This is a genomic window from Pantoea sp. ACRSC (genome assembly GCF_022346785.1).
Taxonomy (GTDB): Bacteria; Pseudomonadota; Gammaproteobacteria; order Enterobacterales; family Enterobacteriaceae; genus Pantoea; species Pantoea alvi.
The window spans coordinates 88,965-112,719 of the sequence record NZ_JAKRNN010000014.1 but is presented as its reverse complement, the minus strand read 5'-3'; the positions used below and the strand labels follow the sequence as shown (position 1 = coordinate 112,719).

The following is a 23,755-nucleotide window of genomic DNA, read 5'->3' as shown; positions in this document are numbered from 1 at the left end:
TTGCTATAGTGAATTACCCGCTGTGTTTATTCAGCTAACGGAGTTCACTGTGACACTTGCCCAACACCAACCCAATTTACCGTTACCAACCCGTACGGTACGCCTTTCCGGCAGCAGCGTGGCAGAGAAACGCGCTGAGCTGCTGGCCTATTTCACCCAGACCTGGGAGCTGTATGAGAGCCTGTTCGATTGTCTGGCCGACGACCGCGCCTGGTTCAATAAAGCCATCAGGCTGCGCCATCCGCTGATCTTCTATTTCGGTCACACCGCCTCTTTCTATATCAATAAGCTGATGGCGGGCCGCTATATCGACGCGCGAATCGATGCCCGCATTGAGGCGATGATGGCGATCGGCGTGGATGAGATGAGCTGGGACGACCTTGACGACAGCCACTACGCCTGGCCGACAGCAGAAGAGGTGCGCACCTATCGTGGCAAGGTGAAAAACCTGGTTACAGAATTTATTCAGTCCATGCCGCTGGAGCTGCCGATCGACTGGGAGAGCCCGGCCTGGGTGATCCTGATGGGGATCGAACATGAGCGTATTCATCTGGAAACCTCCAGCGTGCTAATCCGTCAGCTGCCGCTGGAATGGGTCAAACCGCAGCCGCAGTGGCCAGCCTGCCAGCAAGCCCGTCACGCGCGCGAAAGCGTTCCCGCCAATAGCCTGATCGCCATGCCGGGCGGCACCGTGGTGCAGGGGAAACGCGACGATACCTACGGCTGGGACAACGAATATGGCAGCCTGACCACCGAGCTCAAGCCGTTTAAAGCCAGCAAGATGCTGGTAAGCAACGCCGAATTTTATGAGTTTGTTGCCGCCGGCGGCTATCAGCAGCGCCAGTACTGGGACGAAGAGGGCTGGGGCTGGCGCAGCTTCGCCGAGGCGCAGATGCCGACCTTCTGGGTTGGCGATGCGCACCAGCCCGACGCCCTTAAACTGCGTCTAATGACCGAAGAGGTGCCAATGCCGTGGGACTGGCCGGCCGAAGTTAATCAGCTGGAAGCCGCCGCATTCTGCCGCTGGAAAGCGCAGGAGACCGGCGCGTCCGTGCAGCTGCCGTGCGAAGCGGAGTGGATGCTGCTGCGCGAGCAGGTAGAGGGCGATCAGCCGGAGTGGCAGCAGGCGCCAGGCAATATCAACCTTGCATACTGGGCCTCCTCCTGCGCCGTTGACCGTTTCGCTCAGGGCGACTTTTTCGACATCGTGGGCAACGTCTGGCAGTGGACAACCACGCCGATCAACGGCTTTGAAGGCTTCCGCGTACATCCGCTCTATGACGACTTCTCGACGCCGACCTTCGACGGCAAGCATTCGATCATCAAGGGCGGCAGCTGGATCTCTACCGGCAACGAAGCGCTGAAATCGTCGCGCTACGCTTTTCGCCGCCACTTTTTCCAGCATGCGGGCTTCCGCTACGTCGTCTCCTCGCATCAGGAAACAATGACGCTCAACCCCTACGAAACTGACGACATGGTGTCGCAGTATCTCGACTTCCAGTATGGCCCGCGCTATTTCGGCGTCGATAACTACGCCGAGTCGCTGGTGGCGCTGGCGCTGCCCCACTGTCAGGCGCGCGGCACCGCGCTGGATATCGGCTGCGCCACCGGCCGCGCCAGCTTTGAGCTGGCGCGCCATTTTGAAAAGGTGATCGGGATGGATTATTCAGCGCGCTTTATTGACGTCGCGCTGCAGCTCACCTCCGGCGAAGATTTCCGCTACGTGGTGCCGGAAGAGGGTGAGCTGGTGGAGTATCGTCAGGTGCGGCTTAAAGATTTCGGCCTCGACGCCGAGCAGGCGCAGCGTATCCAGTTCGTGCAGGGCGACGCCTGCAACCTGAAGCCTCAGCCCGCGCAGTATGACCTCGTGCTGGCGGCGAACCTGATCGATCGCCTGCGTCAGCCACAGCGCTTCCTGCAGGATATCGCGCCGATGATCCGCTCCGGCGGTCTGCTGCTGCTCTCCTCGCCCTATACCTGGCTGGAAGCGTTTACGCCCAGGGAGAACTGGCTGGGCGGCATTCGCGAAAACGGCGAGGCGCTCACCACGCTGCAGGCGCTGCAGCGGCTGCTGGCAGCGGAGTTTGAGCCGATCGGCGCGCCGCAGGACCAGCCTTTCGTGATCCGTGAAACCGCGCGCAAGTATCAGCATTCGCTGGCGCAGGTCACGCTGTGGCGTAAGCGCTAACGCTCACCGGCAGCGGCAAACGCTGCTGCCGGTGATTGCCTGCCGCCTCTTTTTGCTGCACATTCTCCTCTGTTCAAATAAGAAGAGCTGACATGAGGATGATATGGCCGAATCACTGCAACTGGACAACCTGGATCGCGGGATCCTGAATGCGCTGCTGGACAATGCCCGCACCGCTTACGCCGAGCTGGCGAAACAGTTCAACGTCAGTCCGGGCACTATCCATGTTCGCGTGGAGAAGATGAAACAGGCCGGCATTATTCTCGGCACCCGGGTGGAGATCGATCCGCGCCAGCTGGGATTCGACGTTTGCTGCTTTATCGGCATCATCCTGAAAAGCGCGCGCGACTACCCGGCCGCGCTGAGCAAGCTGGAAGCGCTCGACGAGGTAGTCGAAGCCTGGTACACCACCGGACACTACAGCATCTTTATCAAGGTTATGTGCCGATCCATCGACGCGCTGCAGCAGGTGCTGATCAACAAGATCCAGACCATCGACGAAATCCAGTCCACCGAAACGCTGATCTCCTTACAGAACCCGATCATGCGCACCATTAAACCCTGATCCTTTTTTTTCTGTGCACAACCTTATCCCCGATGAACGCCGCCTGCGCCAACGGCTGCGTTCGCCTCTCTGTTTTTATTAACCCTGTTTTCCACAGGTGGATCACGGCTTGATCACAGCGTACAATGCTCGCCTTTATTCCGGGAGAGCATCATGGCCGATATTACTTTAATCAGTGGCAGCACGCTGGGCAGCGCCGAATATGTGGCCGAGCATCTGGAAGAGAAGTTGCAGGAAGCGGGTTTTTCCACGCAGCTGCTGCACGGCCCGGCGCTGGATGAGCTGCCGCAGCAGGGGATCTGGCTGGTGGTGAGTTCTACCCACGGTGCAGGCGAACTGCCGGACAATCTGCAGCCTTTATATGAGGCGATTGCGGAAACCCAGCCAGACCTGTCGGCGTTGCGCTTCGGCGCCATCGGCCTTGGCAACCACGAATACGATCTCTTTTGCGGCGCCATTCGTTCGCTGGACGCCCTGTTGATCGCTCGCGGCGCGCAGCGTATCGGCGATCGTCTGGAAATTGACGTGCTGGAGCATGAGATCCCTGAAGATCCGGCTGAGGCCTGGCTAAGCGGCTGGATGGGCCATCTTTAAGCGGATCCTTTGCCACAGGGGATCGGGTATTTCAACGGATCCCCAGTTTAAACCTCTGTTTTTATACTATCGCGCTCGCTTTATTTGTGGATAACTAGGCTTGATTGCTGCGTAAAACCGGTAGTTATCCCAAGAATAACCGATGATGCTTTTCTGAGCTGTGTATAAGTCGCCATTTTGATCTCAGCTTATACGGATCAGGATCACCGATCATTCACAGCAAAGGATCCTCGCTATAAGGTTGATAGAAAAAGGGTTTCCCGAGTTATCCACCGAAGTCCGCGATCCTAATAAAGAGATCTAACAGAAAGATCATATACAGAATAAAGATCCTTTCTTTTAAACCCGCAGATCCCGCCGCTTTCACCCTCGGCGGAATTTCAGTAGAATCCACCGCCCAGGGCAACGATCCCTGCCAGTTCATCAACGAGGTACCACTTCATGTTTTATCCAGATCCTTTTGACGTCATCGTAATTGGTGGTGGTCATGCGGGCACAGAAGCCGCAATGGCCGCTGCCCGAATGGGTCAGCAAACTCTGTTACTCACCCATAACATTGATACGCTTGGACAAATGTCCTGCAACCCGGCGATCGGTGGCATTGGAAAAGGACATCTGGTTAAGGAAGTGGATGCCTTAGGCGGCCTGATGGCCACGGCGATCGACAAGGCGGGTATTCAGTTTAGGATACTAAACAGCAGCAAAGGCCCGGCGGTGCGCGCTACCCGCGCACAGGCGGATCGCGTGCTGTATCGGCAGGCGGTACGCACCGCGCTGGAGAACCAGCCCAACCTGATGATCTTCCAGCAGGCGGTGGACGATCTTATCGTCGAAAACGATCGCGTCGTGGGCGCCGTTACCCAGATGGGGCTGAAGTTTCGCGCCAGAGCGGTGGTGCTGACCGTCGGAACCTTCCTCGACGGCAAAATTCATATCGGGCTGGATAACTACAGCGGCGGCCGCGCAGGCGATCCGCCGTCCATTCCGCTGGCGAAGCGCCTGCGCGCGCTGCCGCTGCGCGTCAGCCGTCTGAAAACCGGTACGCCGCCGCGTATTGACGCGCGCACCATCGATTTTTCCGTGCTTACTCCGCAGCACGGCGATAACCCGATGCCGGTCTTCTCGTTTATGGGCGACAGATCGCAGCATCCGCAGCAGGTTCCCTGCTGGATCACCTATACCAACGAGCAGACCCATGAGGTGATCCGCAATAACCTCGATCGTAGCCCCATGTATGCCGGGGTCATTGAAGGGATCGGCCCGCGCTACTGCCCGTCGATCGAAGACAAGGTGATGCGCTTTGCCGATCGCAACGCGCATCAGATCTTCCTTGAGCCGGAAGGGCTGACCAGCAATGAAATTTACCCGAACGGCATCTCTACCAGCCTCCCCTTCGACGTGCAGATGCAGATCGTGCGCTCAATGAAGGGGCTGGAGAACGCAAAAATCGTTCGTCCCGGCTACGCGATCGAGTATGACTTTTTCGATCCGCGCGATCTCAAGCCGACGCTGGAGAGCAAATATATTCACGGGCTGTTCTTCGCCGGGCAGATCAACGGCACCACCGGCTACGAAGAGGCTGCGGCGCAGGGCCTGCTGGCTGGCCTTAACGCCGGACGTCACTCCGCCGACAAAGAGGGCTGGGCGCCGCGTCGCGATCAGGCCTATCTCGGCGTGCTGGTGGATGACCTCTGCACGCTCGGCACCAAAGAGCCGTACCGCATGTTTACCTCGCGCGCCGAGTATCGTCTGATGCTGCGCGAAGATAACGCCGATCTGCGTCTGACCGAAACCGGCCGCGAGCTGGGCCTGGTGGACGACGCTCGCTGGGCGCGCTTCAACCAGAAACTCGAGGCGATTGAGCAGGAGCGTCAGCGCCTGCGCGATCTCTGGGTGCATCCGAAGTCGGAGAACGTCGCGGAAGTGAATACGCTGCTCAACAGCGCGCTCACCAAAGAGGCGAGCGGCGAAGATCTGCTGCGCCGTCCGGAGCTGACCTACGCTCAGCTTACCTCGTTGCCGAGCTTCGGCCCGTCGCTCTCTGATGCGCAGGCGGCCGAGCAGGTTGAGATTCAGGTGAAGTACGAAGGCTACATCGCGCGCCAGCAGGAAGAGATCGATCGTCAACTGCGCAATGAAAATACGCTGCTGCCGGCCGAGCTGGATTATCGCCAGGTCAGCGGCCTGTCGCATGAGGTGATCGCCAAGCTCAACGATCATAAACCTTCCTCGATCGGCCAGGCGTCGCGCATCTCCGGCATCACGCCGGCGGCGATTTCGATTTTGTTGATTTACCTGAAAAAACAAGGGCTGCTGCGCAAAAGCGCCTGACCTGAAACGGGGCGAGTCCTCTCGCCCCCGCTGACTGGATTTATGCTGTGATCACAAAACTCACTTCGCTGCTTAAGGCAGCCGGTATTTCCCTCTCCGATCAACAAAAAGAGCAGCTGGTCGCCTATGTCGGCCTGCTGGACAAGTGGAACAAAGCCTACAATCTGACCTCGGTGCGCGATCCGCAGCAGATGCTGGTGCGCCATATTCTCGACAGCATCGTGGTGGCGCCTCATCTTAAAGGCGAACGCTTTATTGACGTCGGCACCGGACCGGGCCTGCCGGGCATCCCGCTCGCTATCGTGCTGCCGCAGGCGCACTTTACGCTGCTCGACAGCCTGGGCAAGCGCGTGCGTTTTCTGCGTCAGGTCCAGCACGAGCTGGGCTTAAGCAACATTACGCCGGTGCAGAGCAGGGTAGAGGTGTTTCCGTCCGAGCCGCCGTTCGACGGCGTTATCAGCCGTGCGTTCGCCTCGCTGCAGGATATGGTGAACTGGTGTCATCATCTGCCTTCTGCGCAGGGGCAATTTTATGCGCTGAAAGGCGTGCGTCCCGACGATGAGATCGCCAGCCTGCCTGCCGGTTTTCGTCTGGTTGCTGTGGAAGCGTTAAAGGTGCCGGAGCTGGATGGTGAACGTCACCTGGTGGTTATCGGACGCCAATAGCCCTTACAAGCGCAGGGATTAAGGCGTTCCTGCGCGTTTGGCTTATCAAAATCGCTGTGCAAAAATTCGGCAGTTGATGTCGCCGGGCAACGCAATTTTTATCCTGAAGGCCGGGAAATAACGTTAACAGGCCTGGCGGAAATTATCCGAAAAGCTCTGTTACATTTAACGAATAATTCACATTTATTTATCAGGTAGATCACTTCTACCGCTTCAGTCAGGCGGCCAGATAATCACGCGGGAAAATATATCAGGGTAATAACTCCGCGTGCGTAATATCAATTTAACGTTCTTGCGACACTCTGAGATGTCAATCAGCTGTTTTTATCGAAAATAAGGGCAGCCTGACGAGGGTAAAATATTATCCTGCTGTTTTTTAAGGCTTTAACGGCGGCATAATAGACACTGTTGTTGCTCGTCGCCAAATTTAGATGGCGCAGCGCTGTTTAGAATGTGATCTAAAGCACGCTTTAAACGCAAGGCGGAAGCCAGATAAGTGCGGCGCAGGTCCATAATTTCGCCTGGCAATCTTTGGAAAAATAGCCGTTCGGAAAGAAATTTAAATAATTGTTCACCTTTTGGCTACTTACGGATTGAAATCGCAGGTGCGGCCCGTATAATTTGCACGGCTTTTGCTGCTTGACTCGAGTGAGTAAAGGCAGTCTTATACGACACGCGACATACCCCTTATGGGGCAGGGGAGTAACAGCGCCATGTCAGTGTCTCTTTACAGTGTAAAATTCGCCCGAACCGTGCTGGGTATCCAGCTGGTGACTGTTGTCATCATCGGCGCTCTCTTTGCCCTGAAAGATGTCACCTGGGGCGTCTCTGCGCTGGCTGGCGGAGCGGCAGCCTGGCTGCCGAACGTGTTGTTCATGTTTTTAGCCTGGCGCCTGCAAGGGCAATCCCCGGCTTCCGGACGGGTTGCGTGGAGTTTCGCTCTCGGCGAAATCGGCAAAGTCATCGCAACCATCGTGTTGCTCATTGTGGCGTTGGGTGTTTTCAGGGTGGTTTTCTGGCCGCTCGGGATAACCTGGTTATCGGTGCTGGTGGTTCAGATGTTGGCACCGGCGGTAATTAACAACAAAGGGTAAAAGGCATCATGGCTGCAGGAGAAACTCAAACTCCTCAAGAGTACATCGGTCACCATCTGACGCATCTTCAGTTGGACCTGCGTACCTTCGAGTTAGTGAATGCTCACGACGCTCCCGCGACGTTTTGGGTATTAAATATCGATTCTATGTTTTTCTCTCTGGTGCTGGGATTCATCTTCCTGGTGTTGTTCCGCAAAGTGGCGAAGAGCGCTACCAGCGGCGTGCCAGGGAAAATGCAGGCTGCTATCGAACTGGTTGTCGGCTTCGTTGACAGCAACGTGCGCGACATGTACCACGGTAAAAGCAAACTTATCGCCCCGCTGGCTCTGACGATTTTCGTCTGGGTCTTTCTGATGAACTTCATGGATCTGCTGCCTATCGATCTGCTGCCGTATATCGGCGAGCACTGGCTGGGCCTGCCGTCGCTTCGCGTCGTGCCGTCCGCAGACGTGAACATCACGCTGTCTATGGCGTTGGGCGTATTTATTTTGATTCTGTTCTACAGCATCAAAATGAAAGGTGTAGGCGGCTTCGCGAAAGAGCTGACGCTGCAGCCTTTTAATCACCCGATCTTCATCCCCATCAACCTGATTCTTGAAGGTGTTAGCCTGCTGTCCAAACCGGTTTCACTCGGTCTGCGACTGTTCGGCAACATGTATGCGGGTGAGCTGATCTTTATCCTTATTGCCGGTCTGTTGCCGTGGTGGTCGCAGTGGGTGCTGAATGTGCCGTGGGCCATTTTCCACATCCTGATCATCTCGTTGCAGGCTTTCATTTTCATGGTCCTCACGATTGTCTATCTGTCGATGGCATCTGAAGAACATTGATTTTTTTCTCAACACTAAGCGTTTAACTGAAACAAACTGGAGACTGTCATGGAAAACCTGAATATGGATCTGCTGTACATGGCTGCCGCTGTGATGATGGGCCTGGCGGCAATCGGTGCTGCGATCGGTATCGGCATCCTCGGAGGTAAATTCCTGGAAGGCGCCGCGCGCCAGCCGGATCTGATCCCTCTGCTGCGTACGCAGTTCTTTGTTGTAATGGGTCTGGTGGATGCAATCCCGATGATCGCTGTTGGTCTGGGTCTCTATGTGATGTTTGCTGTCGCCTAAAGCCTGTCGCTCCTGGTTCATCATGGCACCGGGTGCGATGATGAACGGTTCTGCCGCTTATCGTTCAGATATCGGCAGAAAAGTTAACTACTTAATTAGAGGCATTGTGCTGTGAACATTAACGCAACAATCCTCGGCCAGGCCATCGCGTTTATCCTGTTCGTCGCGTTCTGCATGAAGTACGTATGGCCGCCGATTATGGCTGCCATCGAAAAGCGCCAGAAAGAAATTGCTGAAGGCCTTGCTTCTGCTGAGCGCGCGAAGAAAGATTTGGATCTCGCGCAGGCCAATGTGACCGACCAGCTGAAGAAAGCTAAAGAAGAAGCTCAGGTCATTATCGAGCAGGCGAACAAACGCCGTACTCAGATTCTGGACGAAGCGAAAACTGAAGCCGAGAACGAACGTAACCGCATCGTGGCGCAGGCGCAGGCTGAAATCGACGCCGAGCGTAAACGTGCCCGCGAAGAGCTGCGTAAGCAAGTCGCGTTGCTGGCAATGGCTGGCGCCGAGAAGATCATCGAACGTTCCGTGGATGAAGCTGCTAACAGCGACATCGTTGATAAACTGGTCGCTGAACTGTAAGGAGGGAGGGGCTGATGTCTGAACTGATTACTGTAGCTCGCCCCTACGCCAAAGCAGCTTTTGACTTTGCTGTTGAGCATCAAAGCATCGAGCGCTGGCAAAACATGCTGGCGTTTGCCGCGACCGTAGCACGCAATGAGCAAATGGCCGATCTTCTCTCTGGCGCGCTGGCGCCGGAAGCGTTATCGGCTTCTTTCATTGCCGTCTGCGGCGATCAATTAGATGAACACGGTCAGAACCTGATTAAGGTTATGGCTGAGAACGGACGTTTGACAGCGCTTCCAGCTGTACTCGAGCAGTTCATTCACCTGCGCGACGCCTATGAGGCGACTGCGGAGGTGGACGTGATTTCTGCCGGTACGCTGAGTGACAGCCAGCTGACTAAAATCAGCGCCGCGATGGAAAAACGTCTGTCACGCAAAGTTAAGCTGAATTGCAAAATTGATAAGTCTGTCATGGCAGGCGTGATCATCCGTGCGGGTGATCTGGTGATTGATGGCAGCGTGCGCGGCCGTCTCGAGCGTCTGGCAGACGCCTTGCAGTCTTAAGGGGACTGGAGCATATGCAACTGAATTCCACCGAAATCAGCGAACTGATCAAGCAGCGCATTGCTCAGTTCAATGTCGTGAGCGAAGCTCACAACGAAGGTACAATTGTTTCTGTAAGCGACGGTATCATCCGCGTACACGGCCTGGCCGATGTGATGCAGGGTGAGATGATCGCCCTGCCGGGCAACCGTTACGCTATCGCCCTGAACCTCGAGCGCGACTCTGTCGGTGCTGTGGTTATGGGCCCGTACGCTGACCTCGCCGAAGGCATGAAGGTTAAGTGTACCGGTCGTATTCTGGAAGTGCCGGTCGGTCGTGGCCTGCTGGGCCGCGTGGTGAACACTCTGGGTGCACCAATCGACGGCAAAGGCGCGATCGAAAACGACGGCTTCTCGCCGGTTGAAGTGATCGCACCGGGCGTTATCGACCGTCAGTCAGTCGACGAGCCGGTTCAGACCGGTTACAAATCTGTCGATGCGATGATTCCAATCGGTCGTGGCCAGCGTGAGCTGATCATCGGCGACCGTCAGACCGGTAAAACCGCGCTGGCGATCGACGCGATCATCAACCAGCGCGATTCTGGCATTAAGTGCGTGTACGTCGCGATTGGCCAGAAAGCCTCTACCATCGCTAACGTGGTGCGTAAGCTGGAAGAGCACGGTGCGCTGTCTAACACCATCGTGGTTGTTGCGTCCGCATCTGAATCTGCTGCACTGCAGTACCTGGCGCCCTACTCCGGCTGCGCCATGGGCGAATACTTCCGCGACCGCGGCGAAGATGCGCTGATCGTATACGATGACCTCTCTAAGCAGGCTGTCGCTTACCGTCAGATTTCTCTGCTGCTGCGCCGTCCGCCGGGCCGTGAAGCATTCCCGGGCGACGTGTTCTATCTCCACTCTCGTCTGCTGGAGCGTGCGTCACGCGTAAGCGCTGACTACGTTGAGCGTTTCACCAACGGCGAAGTTAAAGGTAAAACCGGTTCACTGACCGCGCTGCCGATCATCGAAACCCAGGCGGGCGACGTTTCCGCGTTCGTTCCGACCAACGTAATCTCTATTACCGATGGTCAGATCTTCCTGGAATCGAACCTGTTCAACTCCGGTATTCGTCCGGCGGTTAACCCAGGTATCTCCGTATCGCGTGTTGGTGGTGCTGCTCAGACCAAGATCATCAAGAAACTGTCCGGTGGTATCCGTACCGCGCTGGCACAGTATCGTGAACTGGCTGCGTTCTCGCAGTTTGCTTCCGATCTGGATGACGCCACCCGCAAACAGCTGAGCCACGGTCAGAAAGTGACCGAGCTGCTGAAACAGAAACAGTATGCGCCGATGTCCGTCGCGCAACAGGGTCTGGTGCTGTTTGCTGCCGAGCGCGGCTACCTGAACGACGTAGAACTGGCGAAAATCCTTAGCTTCGAAGCTGCACTGCTGGCGTTCGCGGACCGCGATCACGCTGACCTGATGCAGGAAATCAACCAAACTGGTAACTACAACAACGATATCGAAGCGAAGCTGAAAGGCCTGCTCGACACGTTTAAAGCAACCCAGTCCTGGTAATGTCTGGCGGCCTGTCTGAAAAGGCAGGCCGCAAGGCTTTGAGGAGAAGCTAATGGCCGGCGCAAAAGAGATACGTAACAAGATTGGAAGCGTGAAAAACACGCAGAAAATCACCAAAGCGATGGAAATGGTCGCCGCCTCCAAAATGCGTAAAACGCAGGAACGCATGGCGGCCAGCCGTCCGTATGCAGACACCATGCGCAAAGTGATTGGTCACCTTGCGTTAGGGAATCTGGAATACAAGCACCCTTACCTGGAAGAGCGCGACGTTAAGCGCGTCGGCTACCTGGTCGTTTCGACTGACCGCGGGCTTTGTGGTGGTTTGAACATTAACCTGTTCAAAAAGTTGCTGGCAGATATGAAAGCCTGGTCCGATAAAGGCGTGCAGAGCGATCTGTCGATTATCGGTTCTAAAGGTCTGGCGTTCTTCAGCTCCGTAGGTGGCAACATCGTGGCGCAGGTCACCGGCATGGGAGATAAACCTTCCCTGTCCGATCTGATCGGCCCGGTAAAAGTGATGCTGCAGGCTTACGACGAAGGTCGCATCGACAAGCTGTATGTCGTTAGCAACAAGTTTAATAACACCATGTCTCAGACTCCGACCATTACCCAACTGCTGCCGTTACCGCCAGCGGAAGGTGAAGAAGAGATGAAGGCGAAGACCTGGGATTACCTGTACGAACCCGATCCGAAAGCGCTGCTGGATACCCTGCTGCGTCGTTATGTCGAATCGCAGGTTTATCAGGGTGTGGTGGAAAACCTGGCCAGCGAACAGGCCGCGCGTATGGTGGCGATGAAAGCCGCAACCGATAACGGCGGAAATCTGATCAAAGAGCTGCAGTTGGTTTACAACAAAGCTCGTCAGGCCAGCATCACCCAGGAACTCACCGAGATCGTCTCGGGAGCCTCCGCGGTTTAACCAGGTAAGAATTAGGTAGAGGATTCAAGATGGCAGCTGGAAAGATTGTCCAGATTATCGGCGCCGTAGTTGACGTCGAATTCCCTCAGGACGCGGTACCGCAAGTGTACAACGCCCTTGAGGTTCAGAATGGTGATGCTCGTCTGGTGCTGGAAGTTCAGCAGCAGCTGGGTGGCGGCGTGGTTCGTACCATCGCCATGGGTTCTTCTGACGGCCTGAAGCGCGGTCTGGAAGTTGCTGACCTGAAAAAACCGATCCAGGTTCCGGTGGGCAAAGCGACCCTCGGCCGTATCATGAACGTGCTGGGCGAGCCGATCGACATGAAAGGCGAGCTGAAAGAAGAAGACGGCAGTGCAGTAGAGATCTCCTCTATTCACCGCGCAGCGCCTTCTTATGAAGACCAGTCCAACTCGCAGGAACTGCTGGAAACCGGCATCAAAGTTATCGACCTGATGTGTCCGTTCGCCAAGGGCGGTAAAGTCGGCCTGTTCGGCGGCGCGGGCGTAGGTAAAACCGTAAACATGATGGAGCTGATCCGTAACATCGCGGCTGAGCACTCAGGTTACTCGGTATTTGCCGGCGTGGGCGAGCGTACTCGTGAGGGTAACGACTTCTACCACGAAATGACCGACTCTAACGTTATCGACAAAGTTGCGCTGGTGTATGGCCAGATGAACGAGCCGCCGGGTAACCGTCTGCGCGTTGCACTGACCGGTCTGACCATGGCGGAAAAATTCCGTGACGAAGGCCGCGATGTTCTGCTGTTCATCGACAACATCTATCGTTACACCCTGGCCGGTACGGAAGTATCTGCACTGCTGGGTCGTATGCCGTCAGCGGTAGGCTATCAGCCGACGCTGGCCGAAGAGATGGGCGTGCTGCAGGAGCGTATTACCTCCACCAAGACCGGTTCAATCACCTCCGTACAGGCCGTTTACGTCCCTGCGGATGACTTGACTGACCCGTCTCCGGCGACCACCTTCGCCCACCTGGACTCAACTGTTACCCTGAGCCGTCAGATCGCGTCTCTGGGTATCTACCCGGCCGTTGACCCGCTGGATTCCACCAGCCGTCAGCTGGATCCGCTGGTCGTGGGTCAGGAGCACTACGACGTTGCTCGTGGCGTGCAGTCTCTGCTGCAGCGTTACCAGGAACTGAAAGACATCATCGCCATCCTCGGTATGGACGAGCTGTCTGAAGACGACAAACTGCTGGTGGCACGCGCGCGTAAGATTCAGCGCTTCCTGTCTCAGCCGTTCTTCGTTGCTGAAGTCTTCACCGGTGCGCCAGGTAAATACGTTACGCTGAAAGACACTATCCGTGGCTTTAAAGGCATTATGGACGGCGAGTTCGACCATCTGCCGGAGCAGGCTTTCTACATGGTCGGCGCTATCGAAGAAGCCGTGGAAAAAGCGAAGAAACTGTAATAACGGTTTCCCGGGAGGACAGATATGGCTATGACTTATCACCTGGACGTCGTCAGCGCAGAGAAACAGCTGTTCTCTGGCCTGGTGCAGAAAATTCAGGTGTCAGGTAGCGAAGGTGAGCTGGGTATTTTCCCTGGCCACGCCCCGCTGCTGACTGCCATCAAGCCTGGAATGATCCGTATCGTGAAACAGCACGGCGAAGAGGAGTTTATCTACCTCTCTGGCGGCGTGCTGGAAGTGCAGCCGGGCAGCACCACCGTTCTGGCCGATACCGCTATCCGCGGTACCGACCTGGACGAAGCGCGTGCGCTGGAAGCGAAACGCAAAGCAGAAGAGCATATGAACAGCAGCCACGGCGACGTGGACTACGCTCAGGCCTCTGCGGAGCTGGCGAAAGCCATTGCTAAACTGCGCGTGATCGAGCTGACCAAAAAAGCGATGTAATCAGGCTTTATGCGTCACGAAATGCCAGCCCCTCGGGCTGGCATTTTTTTTGCCCGCGCTTCAGGCTGCGCGCGCCTAATTTCGACCTGAGAAAAATGTAGTAATCTCAGAGGTAAACCGTTTAACTTTCGCATGTCAAAAACTCTGTCAGGATGGTTATGTCTAACAGCGCAATGAGCGTGGTGATCCTTGCTGCCGGCAAGGGTACCCGTATGTATTCCGATCTGCCCAAAGTTCTGCATACTCTTGCAGGAAAACCCATGGTTCAGCACGTGATCGACGCCGCAACCGGCCTCGGCGCGCGGCATATTCACCTGGTCTACGGCCACGGCGGCGACCGCCTGAAGGCGACGCTGACCGAGCCGTCGCTTAACTGGGTGCTGCAGGCGGAGCAGCTCGGCACCGGCCACGCAATGCAGCAGGCCGCCCCCGCGTTCGCTGACGACGAAGATATTCTGATGCTGTACGGCGACGTCCCGCTGATCTCTCAGGAGACGCTGCAGCGTCTGCGCGACGCCAGACCCGCTGGCGGCATCGGCCTGCTGACGGTGGTGCTGGATAATCCCAGCGGCTACGGACGCATCGTGCGTGAAAATAGCGCCATCGTCGGGATTGTGGAGCAGAAAGATGCTTCGCCCGAGCAGCTGAAAATCACGGAAATCAATACCGGCATCCTGATTGCCAACGGCGGCGATCTGAAGCGCTGGCTGGCGCAGCTCACCAATAACAACGCGCAGGGTGAATACTACATCACCGATATTATTGCGCTGGCCCATCAGGAAGGGCGTCAGATCAACGCGGTGCATCCGGCGCGCGTCAGCGAAACCGACGGGGTGAACAACCGTCTGCAGCTGGCGACGCTGGAGCGGGTTTATCAGAGCGAGCAGGCAGAAAAGCTGCTGCTGGCGGGCGTTATGCTGCGCGATCCGGCGCGCTTTGATCTGCGCGGTACGCTGCATCACGGCCGTGACGTCGAGATTGATACCAACGTTATTATCGAGGGCGACGTCACGCTGGGCGACCGGGTGAAAATCGGCGCGGGCTGCATCATCAGGAACAGCGTTATCGGCGACGACTGCGAAATCAGCCCCTATTCGGTGATCGAGGAGGCGAACCTCGCCGCCGACTGCACCGTCGGGCCTTTTGCCCGTCTGCGTCCCGGCAGCGAGCTGGCGCAGGCCGCTCACGTCGGCAACTTCGTCGAAATGAAGAAGGCGACGCTGGGTAAAGGTTCGAAGGCGGGGCATCTGAGCTATCTCGGCGACGCGGAGATCGGCGCCAACGTCAATATCGGCGCAGGCACCATCACCTGTAACTACGACGGCGCGAACAAGTCCAGAACCGTTATCGGCGACAACGTTTTTGTTGGATCTGATACCCAGCTGGTGGCCCCGGTCAGCGTGGCGGCGGGCGCGACTATCGCGGCGGGCACCACGGTGATGAAAGATGTCACCGAGGCGTCGCTGGTTTATAACCGCAAAGAGCAGAACAGCAAAACGAGCTGGCAGCGTCCGGCGAAGAAAAAATAATTTTTAGCGGCCAGCCGCGTGCTGGCCGCAGCAGTAACACAATAATAATCCCCACTCTCTACAAGGCTCGGGGAGCCCGGCAAAGCCGGTTATCAGGTCGTATGACAACGAAAGATGGCCGAAAGCCATCAGGTCAGGAATAACATTTATGTGTGGAATTGTAGGTGCAGTAGCGCAGCGCGATATCGCAGAGATTCTGCTGGAAGGGCTGCGTCGCCTGGAGTATCGCGGGTATGATTCGGCCGGTCTGGCCGTGGTTGATCGTCAGGGCCACGTGACGCGCCTGCGTCGCGTCGGCAAAGTACAGATGCTGGCAGAGGCCGCTGAGCAGCATCCGCTGATCGGCGGTACCGGCATCGCCCATACGCGCTGGGCAACGCACGGCGAGCCGTCGGAGGCCAACGCGCATCCGCACGTCTCAGAGCAGATCATCGTGGTGCATAACGGCATCATTGAAAACCATGAGCCGCTGCGTGAAGCGCTGATTGAACGCGGCTACCGTTTCACCTCAGAAACCGACACCGAAGTGGTGGCGCATCTGGTCCACTGGGAGCAGAAACAGGGTGGCTCGCTGCGTGAAGTGGTGCTGCGCGTTATCCCGCAGCTGCGCGGCGCCTATGGCATGGTGATCATGGACAGCCGCGATCCGTCGCTGCTGGTGGCCGCACGCTCCGGCAGCCCGCTGGTGATTGGCCGCGGCGTTGGCGAGAACTTTATCGCCTCTGACCAGCTGGCGCTGCTGCCGGTGACGCGCCGCTTTATCTATCTGGAAGAGGGCGATATTGCCGAGATCAGCCGTCGCGACGTCACTATCGTCGATCGCGCAGGCAACGCGGTGCAGCGCGCCGAGATTGAATCGAACGTGCAGTATGACGCGGGCGATAAAGGCATCTATCGCCACTATATGCAAAAAGAGATTTACGAGCAGCCGATGGCGATCAAAAACACCTTAACCGGTCGTTTTAGCCACGGCGAAGTGGATCTCAGCGAGCTGGGACCCAATGCAGAAACCCTGCTGAGCCAGGTTGAGCATATTCAGATCATCGCCTGCGGCACCTCCTACAACTCCGGTATGGTGGCGCGCTACTGGTTCGAATCGCTGGCGAATATCCCCTGCGACGTCGAGATCGCCTCTGAATTCCGCTATCGCAAATCTGCGGTGCGTAAAAACAGCCTGCTGATCACCCTGTCGCAGTCTGGCGAAACGGCCGATACGCTGGCGGCGCTGCGTCTTTCCAAAGAGCTGGGCTACCTCGGCTCGCTGGCAATCTGTAACGTGGCTGGCTCTTCGCTGGTGCGCGAATCCGATCTGGCGCTGATGACCAAAGCGGGCACCGAAATCGGCGTCGCCTCAACCAAGGCGTTCACCACGCAGCTCACCGTGCTGCTGATGCTGGTGGCGAAACTGGGCCGCCTGCGCGGTATGTCGGCCGAGCTTGAGCACGATATCGTGCATGGCCTGCAGGCGCTGCCAAGCCGCATCGAGCAGATGCTGGCGCAGGACAAACGCATTGAGCTGCTGGCGGAAGATTTCTCCGACAAGCATCACGCGCTGTTCCTTGGCCGCGGCGATCAATATCCGATCGCCATGGAAGGGGCGCTGAAGCTGAAAGAGATCTCCTATATCCATGCGGAAGCCTACGCCGCTGGCGAGCTGAAGCACGGCCCGCTGGCGCTGATTGACGCTGATATGCCAGTTATCGTGGTGGCGCCAAACAACGAGCTGCTGGAGAAGCTGAAGTCCAATATTGAAGAGGTGCGCGCGCGCGGCGGCTTGCTGTACGTGTTTGCCGATCAGGACGCCGGCTTCAGCGACAGCGACGGCATGAAGATTATCTCCCTGCCGCACGTAGAAGAGGTGATCGCGCCAATCTTCTATACCGTGCCGCTGCAGCTGCTCTCCTATCACGTCGCGCTGATTAAAGGCACCGACGTGGATCAGCCGCGTAACCTGGCGAAGTCAGTGACGGTCGAGTAACCGCTAACGAGCCGCTCTCTTGCTGGAGCGGCTCTTCTTTATCAGTGGACTTTGCGATTAAGGTCGTCAACCGTGCGCTGCAGTTCGCTTATTTGCCGATCCTTATCTTCAAGCTGCTTTGTCAGGCTCTGCTGCTCTCTTTTCAGCGCTTCAACATCTTTTAGTCTTTTCCTTCGGTAGATTTCAGCTTCGCTGTATGTGTCATAAATCTGTCATATTTCCTACATTTCACTGTCATCAAACTGTCCTATTTTCCCTCCTGCAGCAATCACTGACTCCAACTACAACGGCTCCGAGCCTGAGATTAACTCCCCTGGAGGGAACATGACACTGATGCGTAGCACCGTAGCCCGAATCCTTACCGCCACTCTTGCCGTAAGCGCGGTTTCTGCCTTTGCAGCCACCGATCTGACGGGCGCGGGCGGGACTTTCCCGGCACCGGTTTATGCCAAGTGGGCAGCAGAATATCAGCAAGCCACCGGTAGCAAAATCAACTACCAGGGCATCGGTTCATCCGGCGGCGTTAAGCAGATCATCGCGAAAACCGTGGATTTTGGCGCGTCAGATGCGCCGATGAAAGATGAAGACCTGCAGAAAAACGGCCTGTTTCAGTTCCCGACCGTTATCGGCGGCGTGGTGCTGGCCGTCAACATCCCGGGCGTGAAATCAGGCGAACTGACGCTTGACGGCAAAACCGTCGGCGATATCTACCTGGGCAAAATCAAGAAGTGGAACGACGCGGCAATCACTAAGCTGAACCCCGGCGTGAAACTGCCAGATACCAACATCAACGTGGTGCGCCGCGCGGATGGTTCCGGCACCTCATTCGTCTTCACCAGCTACCTGGCGAAGGTTAACGAAGAGTGGAACAGCAAAATCGGCAAAGGCAACACCGTTAACTGGCCGGCCGGTCTGGGCGGCAAAGGCAACGACGGCGTCGCGGCGTTTGTACAGCGTCTGCCGGGCTCCATCGGCTATGTGGAGTACGCCTACGCCAAACAGAACAACCTGACCTACACCAAACTGGTGGACGCAGACGGCAAGCCGGTCGCTCCGAGCGAAACCAGCTTCTCTAATGCGGCGAAAGGCGCAGACTGGAGCAAATCCTTTGCGCAGGATCTGACCTTCCAGAAAGGCAATGATGCGTGGCCGATCACCTCTACCACCTTCATTCTGGTCTACAAAGATCAGGCTAACGCCGAGAAGGGCAGCGAAGTGCTGAAATTCTTCGACTGGGCATACAAAAACGGCGACAAAACCGCGAACAGCCTGGATTACGCCACCCTGCCGGATAGCGTAACTCAGCAGATCCGCGACGCCTGGAAAGCCAACATCAAAGACAGTTCAGGCAAAGCGCTCTACCAGTAAGTGAACAACTCCGGCCGGGCGCGCGTCCGGCCAGATCGAGAAGGGCGGCCTCGCGTCGCCCTGATAACCTCTGAAGAATGAGACTTCTATGGCTGCAACGAAGCCGGCATTCAAAGCCCCCGGTAAGCAAGGTGACATGATTTTCGGCGCGCTGGTCAAGCTGGCGGCGCTGATTGTCCTGTTGCTGATGGGCGGCATTATCGTCTCCCTGATTTTCTCCTCCTGGCCCAGCATCCAGAAATTTGGCTTTTCCTTTCTGTGGAACAAAACCTGGGATGCGCCGAACGAAGAATTTGGCGCGCTGGTGCCGATCTACGGCACCCTCGTGACCTCGCTGATTGCGCTGATTATCGCCGTGCCGGTGAGCTTCGGCATCGCGCTGTTTCTGACGGAGCTGTCGCCAGGCTGGCTGCGTCGTCCGCTCGGCACCGCCATTGAGCTGCTGGCGGCGATCCCCAGCATCGTGTACGGCATGTGGGGCCTGTTTATCTTCGCACCGCTGTTTGCCGAATACTTCCAGACGCCGGTAGGCGAGGTGATGTCGAGCATCCCCTTTGTCGGCGCGCTCTTTTCCGGTCCGGCCTTCGGCATCGGCATTCTGGCGGCGGGCGTTATTCTGGCGATCATGATCATCCCTTATATCGCCTCGGTGATGCGCGACGTGTTCGAGCAGACGCCGGTAATGATGAAAGAGTCCGCCTACGGTATCGGCTGCACCACCTGGGAAGTGATCTGGCGCATCGTGCTGCCGTTCACCAAAAATGGCGTGATTGGCGGCGTGATGCTCGGTCTGGGACGCGCCCTGGGCGAAACCATGGCGGTCACCTTTATTATCGGCAACACCTACCAGCTCGACAGCCCTTCGCTGTTTATGCCGGGCAACAGCATCACCTCCGCGCTGGCGAATGAGTTCGCCGAAGCCGAGTCGGGCGTACACGTCGCCGCGCTGATGGAGCTGGGGCTGATCCTGTTCGTTATCACCTTTATCGTGCTGGCCATTTCTAAACTAATGATCCTGCGCCTCGCGAAAAGTGAAGGAGCGCGCTCATGACGACGATTGAACTGCAGGCTCGTGCCGAACTGGACGCGTCACGCCGCAAAATGCAGGCCTGGCGCAGCACCAAAAATAAGATCGCGCTGGCGCTGTCGCTGCTGACCATGGCCTTTGGCCTGTTCTGGCTGGTGTGGATCCTGTTCACTACCGTAACGCGCGGCGTGGACGGGCTGAGCTGGTCATTGTTTACCGAATCGACGCCGCCGCCCAATACCGCCGGCGGCGGTCTGGCCAACGCCCTGGCGGGCAGTGGCCTGCTGATTTTGTGGTCGACGGTGATCGGCACGCCGCTGGGTATCCTGGCGGGCGTCTATCTGGCGGAATATGGCCGTAAGTCGGCGCTGGCGGAGGTGATCCGCTTTATCAACGATATTCTGCTTTCGGCGCCGTCGATCGTGGTGGGGCTGTTCGTTTACACCATCGTGGTGGCGCAGATGCAGCACTTCTCCGGCTGGGCGGGCGTGATCGCCCTGGCGCTGCTGCAGATCCCTATCGTTATCCGCACCACCGAGAATATGCTGCGGCTGGTGCCGGACAGCATGCGCGAGGCGGCTTACGCGCTCGGTACGCCAAAATGGAAGATGATCTCCGCGATTACGCTGAAGGCATCGGTATCGGGCATCCTCACCGGCGTGCTGCTGGCGATCGCTCGTATCGCGGGCGAAACCGCGCCGCTGCTGTTTACCGCTCTGTCGAACCAGTTCTGGTCCACCGACATGATGCAGCCGCTGGCGAACCTTCCGGTCACCATCTTTAAGTTCGCGATGAGCCCCTTTGCCGAGTGGCAGAGTCTGGCCTGGGCGGGCGTGCTGATTATCACGCTCTGCGTGCTGCTGCTGAATATCCTGGCGCGCGTGGTCTTCACCAAGAGCAAACACGGTTAACCTTCGGCGCTGCCCGGTGCGGCGCCGTTTAAGAGAGACGAGCAATGAGTATCGCGACTTCCAACAGCGGTAAGATCCAGGTGCGTAACCTGAACTTCTATTACGGCAAATTTCACGCGCTGAAAAACATCAACCTGGATATCGCGAAGAACCAGGTCACCGCTTTTATCGGCCCGTCAGGCTGCGGCAAATCCACCCTGCTGCGCACCTTTAACAAGATGTACTCGCTCTATCCCGATCAGCGCGCCGAAGGCGACATTTTGCTGGATGGCGACAACATTCTGGCCTCCAGTCAGGATATCGCCCTGCTGCGCGCGCGCGTCGGCATGGTGTTCCAGAAACCGACCCCTTTCCCGATGTCGATCTACGACAATATCGCCTTTGGCGTGCGTCTGTTTGAAAAGCTGTCGCGCGCCGATATGGATGAGCGCGTGCAGTGGGCGCTGAGCAAGGCGGCGCTGTGGAATGAAACCAAAGACAAGCTGCATCAGAGCGGATACAGTCTCTCTGGCGGCCAGCAACAGCGCCTGTGCATCGCGCGCGGCATTGCGATTCGCCCCGAAGTGCTGCTGCTGGATGAGCCCTGCTCGGCGCTCGATCCCATCTCGACCGGCCGTATCGAAGAGCTGATCACCGAGCTGAAGCAGGACTACACCGTGGTCATCGTGACGCATAATATGCAGCAGGCGGCGCGCTGCTCCGACCATACCGCATTTATGTATCTGGGCGAGTTAATTGAGTTCAGCGATACCGACAGGCTGTTCACTAAACCGGCGCAGAAACAGACTGAAGATTACATTACCGGCCGCTACGGCTGATCGCAGGAGATAAACATGGATAACCTTAATCTGAACAAGCATATCTCCGGTCAGTTCAATGCGGAGCTGGAACACATTCGCACCCAGGTGATGATTATGGGCGGCATGGTGGAGCAGCAGCTTACCGACGCCATCACCGCGATGCACAATCTTGATGGCGAACTGGCGCAGCGGGTGATCGACGGCGACCAGAAGGTCAATATGATGGAAGTGGAGATTGATGAGGCCTGCGTGCGCATCATCGCCAAACGTCAGCCCACCGCCAGCGACCTGCGCCTGGTGATGGCGATCATCAAAACCATCTCCGAGCTGGAGCGCATCGGCGACGTGGCGGAAAAAATCAGCCGCACCGCGCTGGAAAAATTTGGCCAGCAGCATATGCCGCTGCTGGTGAGCCTTGAGTCGCTGGGGCGTCACACCGTCGAGATGCTGCACGACGTGCTGGATGCTTTCGCGCGCATGGATCTGACCGAAGCGATCCAGATCTACCGCGAAGACAAAAAGGTCGACAAAGAGTATGAAGGCATCGTGCGTCAGCTGATGACCTATATGATGGAAGATCCGCGCACCATTCCGAGCGTGCTGACCGCGCTGTTCTGCGCCCGCGCCATCGAGCGTATCGGCGACCGCTGCCAGAACATCTGCGAAATTATCTTCTACTTCGTTAAGGGTCAGGATTTCCGCCACGTTGGCGGCGATAAGCTGGACGAGCTGCTCTCCGGCGACGACGGCTCCAACAAACCCTCCTGATGCTCACCGCCGTGCGCTGCCTGGCGCACGGCCCGCCGCTTTTACTGTCCCACGCAACCGTTTCCTTTATATACTTGACGCACTTTTTCTCGATTAAGGTGCTGATTCATGTCTCTTTCCCGCAGTAAGCAGAGCGTGACCCCTGCAAAGGCGATGCTGGCCGCAGTCAGCGGTTACGCGATGGATGGATTCGATCTGCTGATCCTGGGATTTATGCTGCCGGCGATTAGCCTGTCGCTGGCGCTGGATCCGTCACAGGCGGGTTCGCTGGTCACCTGGACGCTGATTGGCGCGGTGGTGGGCGGTATTCTGTTCGGCCATCTCAGCGATCGTTTTGGCCGCATCCGTATTCTCACCGTTACTATTCTGATGTTCTCGGTTTTTACCGGGCTGTGCGCGGTGGCGCAGGGCTACTGGGATCTGCTGGCGTACCGCACGCTGGCGGGCATGGGGCTGGGCGGCGAGTTTGGTATCGGCATGGCGCTGATTGCCGAAGCCTGGCCGGCGGAAAAGCGCAATCGCGCCTCGGCGTGGGTCGGTATCGGCTGGCAGCTAGGCGTGCTGCTGGCGGCCTTTATTACGCCGCCGCTGCTGGGCGTGATCGGCTGGCGCGGGATGTTTCTGGTCGGCCTGCTGCCTGCGCTGTTCTCGTTTGTGCTGCGACGCAGCATGGGCGAGCCAGAGGCCTTTACCCGGCAGGCAAAGCTGACGCCAGCGCTGTCGTTCTCCACGCGCCTGAAAATGCTGGTGCAGGATCGCGCCACGGCGAAAGCGAGCCTCGGCATCTTTATCCTGACCTCGGTGCAGAACTTCGGCTATTACGGGCTGATGATCTGGATGCCGAGCTATCTCTCCGCTAACTTCGGCTTCAGCCTGACCAAATCGGGCTTGTGGACCGCAGTTACCGTGGTCGGCATGACCTTCGGCATCTGGCTGTTTGGCGTGCTGGCGGACCGCTTTGCGCGCTGGAAAATTTTCCTGCTCTATCAGTTCGGTGCCGTCGCGATGGTGGTGATCTACGCGCAGCTGCGCGACCCCACCGTGATGCTGTTTACCGGCGCGCTGATGGGGATGTTCGTCAACGGCATGATTGGCGGCTACGGCGCGCTGATCTCCGACACTTTCCCGCCGCAGGCGCGCGCCACGGCGCAAAACGTTCTGTTTAACCTCGGGCGCGGCGTCGGCGGTTTTGGCCCACTGGTGATCGGCCTGCTGGCGGCGAAAATCTCTTTTGTCGCGGCGATTACCCTGCTGGCGCTGATCTACCTGCTGGATATCGTTGCCACGCTCTTTTTGCTGCCGAAAAAGCAGGGCAACGACGATTCGCTGGGGGCGATTGGCTAAAT

General features: G+C 57.4%; 22 protein-coding genes. All 22 read left to right on the top strand.

Going from position 1 to position 23,755, the window contains the following annotated elements; genetic code table 11:
* The first annotated feature begins 49 nt into the window (after positions 1 to 49).
* The 22 genes from ovoA (at position 50) to MHZ97_RS14740 (ending at position 23,753) form a co-directional block, all read left to right on the top strand.
* The gene (gene ovoA / locus MHZ97_RS14845) at positions 50 to 2,188 is read left to right on the top strand and encodes a 5-histidylcysteine sulfoxide synthase (RefSeq protein ID WP_239315219.1); all 2,139 of its coding nucleotides are present in this window, start codon (positions 50 to 52) and stop codon (positions 2,186 to 2,188) included.
* Between the two features lie 103 nt (positions 2,189 to 2,291).
* The gene (asnC, locus tag MHZ97_RS14840) at positions 2,292 to 2,753 is read left to right on the top strand and encodes a transcriptional regulator AsnC (protein ID WP_033755376.1); all 462 of its coding nucleotides are present in this window, start codon (positions 2,292 to 2,294) and stop codon (positions 2,751 to 2,753) included.
* 153 nt (positions 2,754 to 2,906) lie between these two features.
* The gene (gene mioC, locus MHZ97_RS14835) at positions 2,907 to 3,347 is read left to right on the top strand and encodes an FMN-binding protein MioC (RefSeq protein WP_239315218.1); all 441 of its coding nucleotides are present in this window, start codon (positions 2,907 to 2,909) and stop codon (positions 3,345 to 3,347) included.
* A gap of 441 nt (positions 3,348 to 3,788) precedes the next feature.
* The gene (gene mnmG / locus MHZ97_RS14830) at positions 3,789 to 5,678 is read left to right on the top strand and encodes a tRNA uridine-5-carboxymethylaminomethyl(34) synthesis enzyme MnmG (RefSeq protein ID WP_103797085.1); all 1,890 of its coding nucleotides are present in this window, start codon (positions 3,789 to 3,791) and stop codon (positions 5,676 to 5,678) included.
* Between the two features lie 47 nt (positions 5,679 to 5,725).
* Entirely contained in the window at positions 5,726 to 6,343 is a 618-nt protein-coding gene (rsmG, locus tag MHZ97_RS14825; protein WP_239315217.1) for a 16S rRNA (guanine(527)-N(7))-methyltransferase RsmG, read from the top strand.
* 713 nt (positions 6,344 to 7,056) lie between these two features.
* Positions 7,057 to 7,437 carry a F0F1 ATP synthase subunit I gene (atpI, locus tag MHZ97_RS14820; protein WP_103797168.1) on the top strand — a complete coding sequence of 127 codons (381 nt, stop codon included), beginning with the start codon at positions 7,057 to 7,059 and terminating at the stop codon, positions 7,435 to 7,437.
* A gap of 8 nt (positions 7,438 to 7,445) precedes the next feature.
* Positions 7,446 to 8,264, top strand: a complete 819-nt coding sequence (atpB, locus tag MHZ97_RS14815; RefSeq protein ID WP_103797087.1) for a F0F1 ATP synthase subunit A — start codon at positions 7,446 to 7,448, stop codon at positions 8,262 to 8,264.
* 48 nt (positions 8,265 to 8,312) lie between these two features.
* A complete protein-coding gene (gene atpE, locus MHZ97_RS14810) occupies positions 8,313 to 8,552 on the top strand; it encodes a F0F1 ATP synthase subunit C (protein ID WP_003849523.1) in 240 nt (79 codons plus the stop codon).
* Between the two features lie 111 nt (positions 8,553 to 8,663).
* On the top strand, positions 8,664 to 9,134 hold the full coding sequence (gene atpF / locus MHZ97_RS14805; protein ID WP_033755393.1) for a F0F1 ATP synthase subunit B: 471 nt from the start codon (positions 8,664 to 8,666) through the stop codon (positions 9,132 to 9,134).
* A 14-nt stretch (positions 9,135 to 9,148) separates the two neighbouring features.
* Positions 9,149 to 9,682 carry a F0F1 ATP synthase subunit delta gene (gene atpH / locus MHZ97_RS14800; protein WP_103797088.1) on the top strand — a complete coding sequence of 178 codons (534 nt, stop codon included), beginning with the start codon at positions 9,149 to 9,151 and terminating at the stop codon, positions 9,680 to 9,682.
* A gap of 14 nt (positions 9,683 to 9,696) precedes the next feature.
* Positions 9,697 to 11,238: a F0F1 ATP synthase subunit alpha gene (atpA, locus tag MHZ97_RS14795; RefSeq protein WP_103797089.1), complete on the top strand. Its 1,542-nt coding sequence runs from the start codon at positions 9,697 to 9,699 to the stop codon at positions 11,236 to 11,238.
* A 52-nt stretch (positions 11,239 to 11,290) separates the two neighbouring features.
* Positions 11,291 to 12,157 (top strand): F0F1 ATP synthase subunit gamma, encoded by an 867-nt coding sequence (atpG, locus tag MHZ97_RS14790; RefSeq protein WP_103797090.1) that lies wholly within the window; start codon positions 11,291 to 11,293, stop codon positions 12,155 to 12,157.
* A gap of 29 nt (positions 12,158 to 12,186) precedes the next feature.
* Positions 12,187 to 13,584 carry a F0F1 ATP synthase subunit beta gene (gene atpD / locus MHZ97_RS14785; protein WP_103797091.1) on the top strand — a complete coding sequence of 466 codons (1,398 nt, stop codon included), beginning with the start codon at positions 12,187 to 12,189 and terminating at the stop codon, positions 13,582 to 13,584.
* Positions 13,585 to 13,608: 24 nt separating this feature from the next.
* Positions 13,609 to 14,028, top strand: coding sequence for a F0F1 ATP synthase subunit epsilon (locus tag MHZ97_RS14780; protein ID WP_033755408.1), 420 nt, complete (start codon positions 13,609 to 13,611; stop codon positions 14,026 to 14,028).
* Positions 14,029 to 14,186: 158 nt separating this feature from the next.
* Entirely contained in the window at positions 14,187 to 15,557 is a 1,371-nt protein-coding gene (gene glmU, locus MHZ97_RS14775) for a bifunctional UDP-N-acetylglucosamine diphosphorylase/glucosamine-1-phosphate N-acetyltransferase GlmU (RefSeq protein WP_103797092.1), read from the top strand.
* 148 nt (positions 15,558 to 15,705) lie between these two features.
* Positions 15,706 to 17,535, top strand: coding sequence for a glutamine--fructose-6-phosphate transaminase (isomerizing) (glmS, locus tag MHZ97_RS14770; RefSeq protein WP_103797093.1), 1,830 nt, complete (start codon positions 15,706 to 15,708; stop codon positions 17,533 to 17,535).
* A gap of 324 nt (positions 17,536 to 17,859) precedes the next feature.
* A complete protein-coding gene (gene pstS / locus MHZ97_RS14765; protein ID WP_103797094.1) occupies positions 17,860 to 18,903 on the top strand; it encodes a phosphate ABC transporter substrate-binding protein PstS in 1,044 nt (347 codons plus the stop codon).
* Positions 18,904 to 18,991: 88 nt separating this feature from the next.
* On the top strand, positions 18,992 to 19,954 hold the full coding sequence (gene pstC, locus MHZ97_RS14760) for a phosphate ABC transporter permease PstC (RefSeq protein WP_103797095.1): 963 nt from the start codon (positions 18,992 to 18,994) through the stop codon (positions 19,952 to 19,954).
* The gene (gene pstA, locus MHZ97_RS14755) at positions 19,951 to 20,841 is read left to right on the top strand and encodes a phosphate ABC transporter permease PstA (RefSeq protein ID WP_103797096.1); all 891 of its coding nucleotides are present in this window, start codon (positions 19,951 to 19,953) and stop codon (positions 20,839 to 20,841) included. Before pstC ends, pstA begins: the two co-directional genes overlap by 4 nt.
* A gap of 44 nt (positions 20,842 to 20,885) precedes the next feature.
* A complete protein-coding gene (gene pstB / locus MHZ97_RS14750) occupies positions 20,886 to 21,659 on the top strand; it encodes a phosphate ABC transporter ATP-binding protein PstB (RefSeq protein ID WP_033755421.1) in 774 nt (257 codons plus the stop codon).
* 15 nt (positions 21,660 to 21,674) lie between these two features.
* Positions 21,675 to 22,409 (top strand): phosphate signaling complex protein PhoU, encoded by a 735-nt coding sequence (gene phoU, locus MHZ97_RS14745; protein ID WP_033755423.1) that lies wholly within the window; start codon positions 21,675 to 21,677, stop codon positions 22,407 to 22,409.
* 108 nt (positions 22,410 to 22,517) lie between these two features.
* Positions 22,518 to 23,753, top strand: coding sequence for an MFS transporter (locus MHZ97_RS14740; protein ID WP_224481580.1), 1,236 nt, complete (start codon positions 22,518 to 22,520; stop codon positions 23,751 to 23,753).
* The last annotated feature ends 2 nt before the right edge of the window (positions 23,754 to 23,755 follow it).

Bases quoted from the DNA above. Each gene is read 5' to 3' on its own strand.
- atpG (WP_103797090.1), top strand. From the start codon at position 11,291: ATGGCCGGCGCAAAAGAGATACGTAACAAGATTGGAAGCGTGAAAAAC.
- pstC (WP_103797095.1), top strand. From the start codon at position 18,992: ATGGCTGCAACGAAGCCGGCATTCAAAGCCCCCGGTAAGCAAGGTGAC.
- MHZ97_RS14780 (WP_033755408.1), top strand. From the start codon at position 13,609: ATGGCTATGACTTATCACCTGGACGTCGTCAGCGCAGAGAAACAGCTG.
- pstS (WP_103797094.1), top strand. From the start codon at position 17,860: ATGACACTGATGCGTAGCACCGTAGCCCGAATCCTTACCGCCACTCTT.
- phoU (WP_033755423.1), top strand. From the start codon at position 21,675: ATGGATAACCTTAATCTGAACAAGCATATCTCCGGTCAGTTCAATGCG.
- glmU (WP_103797092.1), top strand. From the start codon at position 14,187: ATGTCTAACAGCGCAATGAGCGTGGTGATCCTTGCTGCCGGCAAGGGT.
- atpB (WP_103797087.1), top strand. From the start codon at position 7,446: ATGGCTGCAGGAGAAACTCAAACTCCTCAAGAGTACATCGGTCACCAT.
- MHZ97_RS14740 (WP_224481580.1), top strand. From the start codon at position 22,518: ATGTCTCTTTCCCGCAGTAAGCAGAGCGTGACCCCTGCAAAGGCGATG.
- atpE (WP_003849523.1), top strand. From the start codon at position 8,313: ATGGAAAACCTGAATATGGATCTGCTGTACATGGCTGCCGCTGTGATG.
- atpA (WP_103797089.1), top strand. From the start codon at position 9,697: ATGCAACTGAATTCCACCGAAATCAGCGAACTGATCAAGCAGCGCATT.
- mioC (WP_239315218.1), top strand. From the start codon at position 2,907: ATGGCCGATATTACTTTAATCAGTGGCAGCACGCTGGGCAGCGCCGAA.
- atpD (WP_103797091.1), top strand. From the start codon at position 12,187: ATGGCAGCTGGAAAGATTGTCCAGATTATCGGCGCCGTAGTTGACGTC.
- pstA (WP_103797096.1), top strand. From the start codon at position 19,951: ATGACGACGATTGAACTGCAGGCTCGTGCCGAACTGGACGCGTCACGC.
- asnC (WP_033755376.1), top strand. From the start codon at position 2,292: ATGGCCGAATCACTGCAACTGGACAACCTGGATCGCGGGATCCTGAAT.
- atpI (WP_103797168.1), top strand. From the start codon at position 7,057: ATGTCAGTGTCTCTTTACAGTGTAAAATTCGCCCGAACCGTGCTGGGT.
- mnmG (WP_103797085.1), top strand. From the start codon at position 3,789: ATGTTTTATCCAGATCCTTTTGACGTCATCGTAATTGGTGGTGGTCAT.
- pstB (WP_033755421.1), top strand. From the start codon at position 20,886: ATGAGTATCGCGACTTCCAACAGCGGTAAGATCCAGGTGCGTAACCTG.
- atpH (WP_103797088.1), top strand. From the start codon at position 9,149: ATGTCTGAACTGATTACTGTAGCTCGCCCCTACGCCAAAGCAGCTTTT.
- glmS (WP_103797093.1), top strand. From the start codon at position 15,706: ATGTGTGGAATTGTAGGTGCAGTAGCGCAGCGCGATATCGCAGAGATT.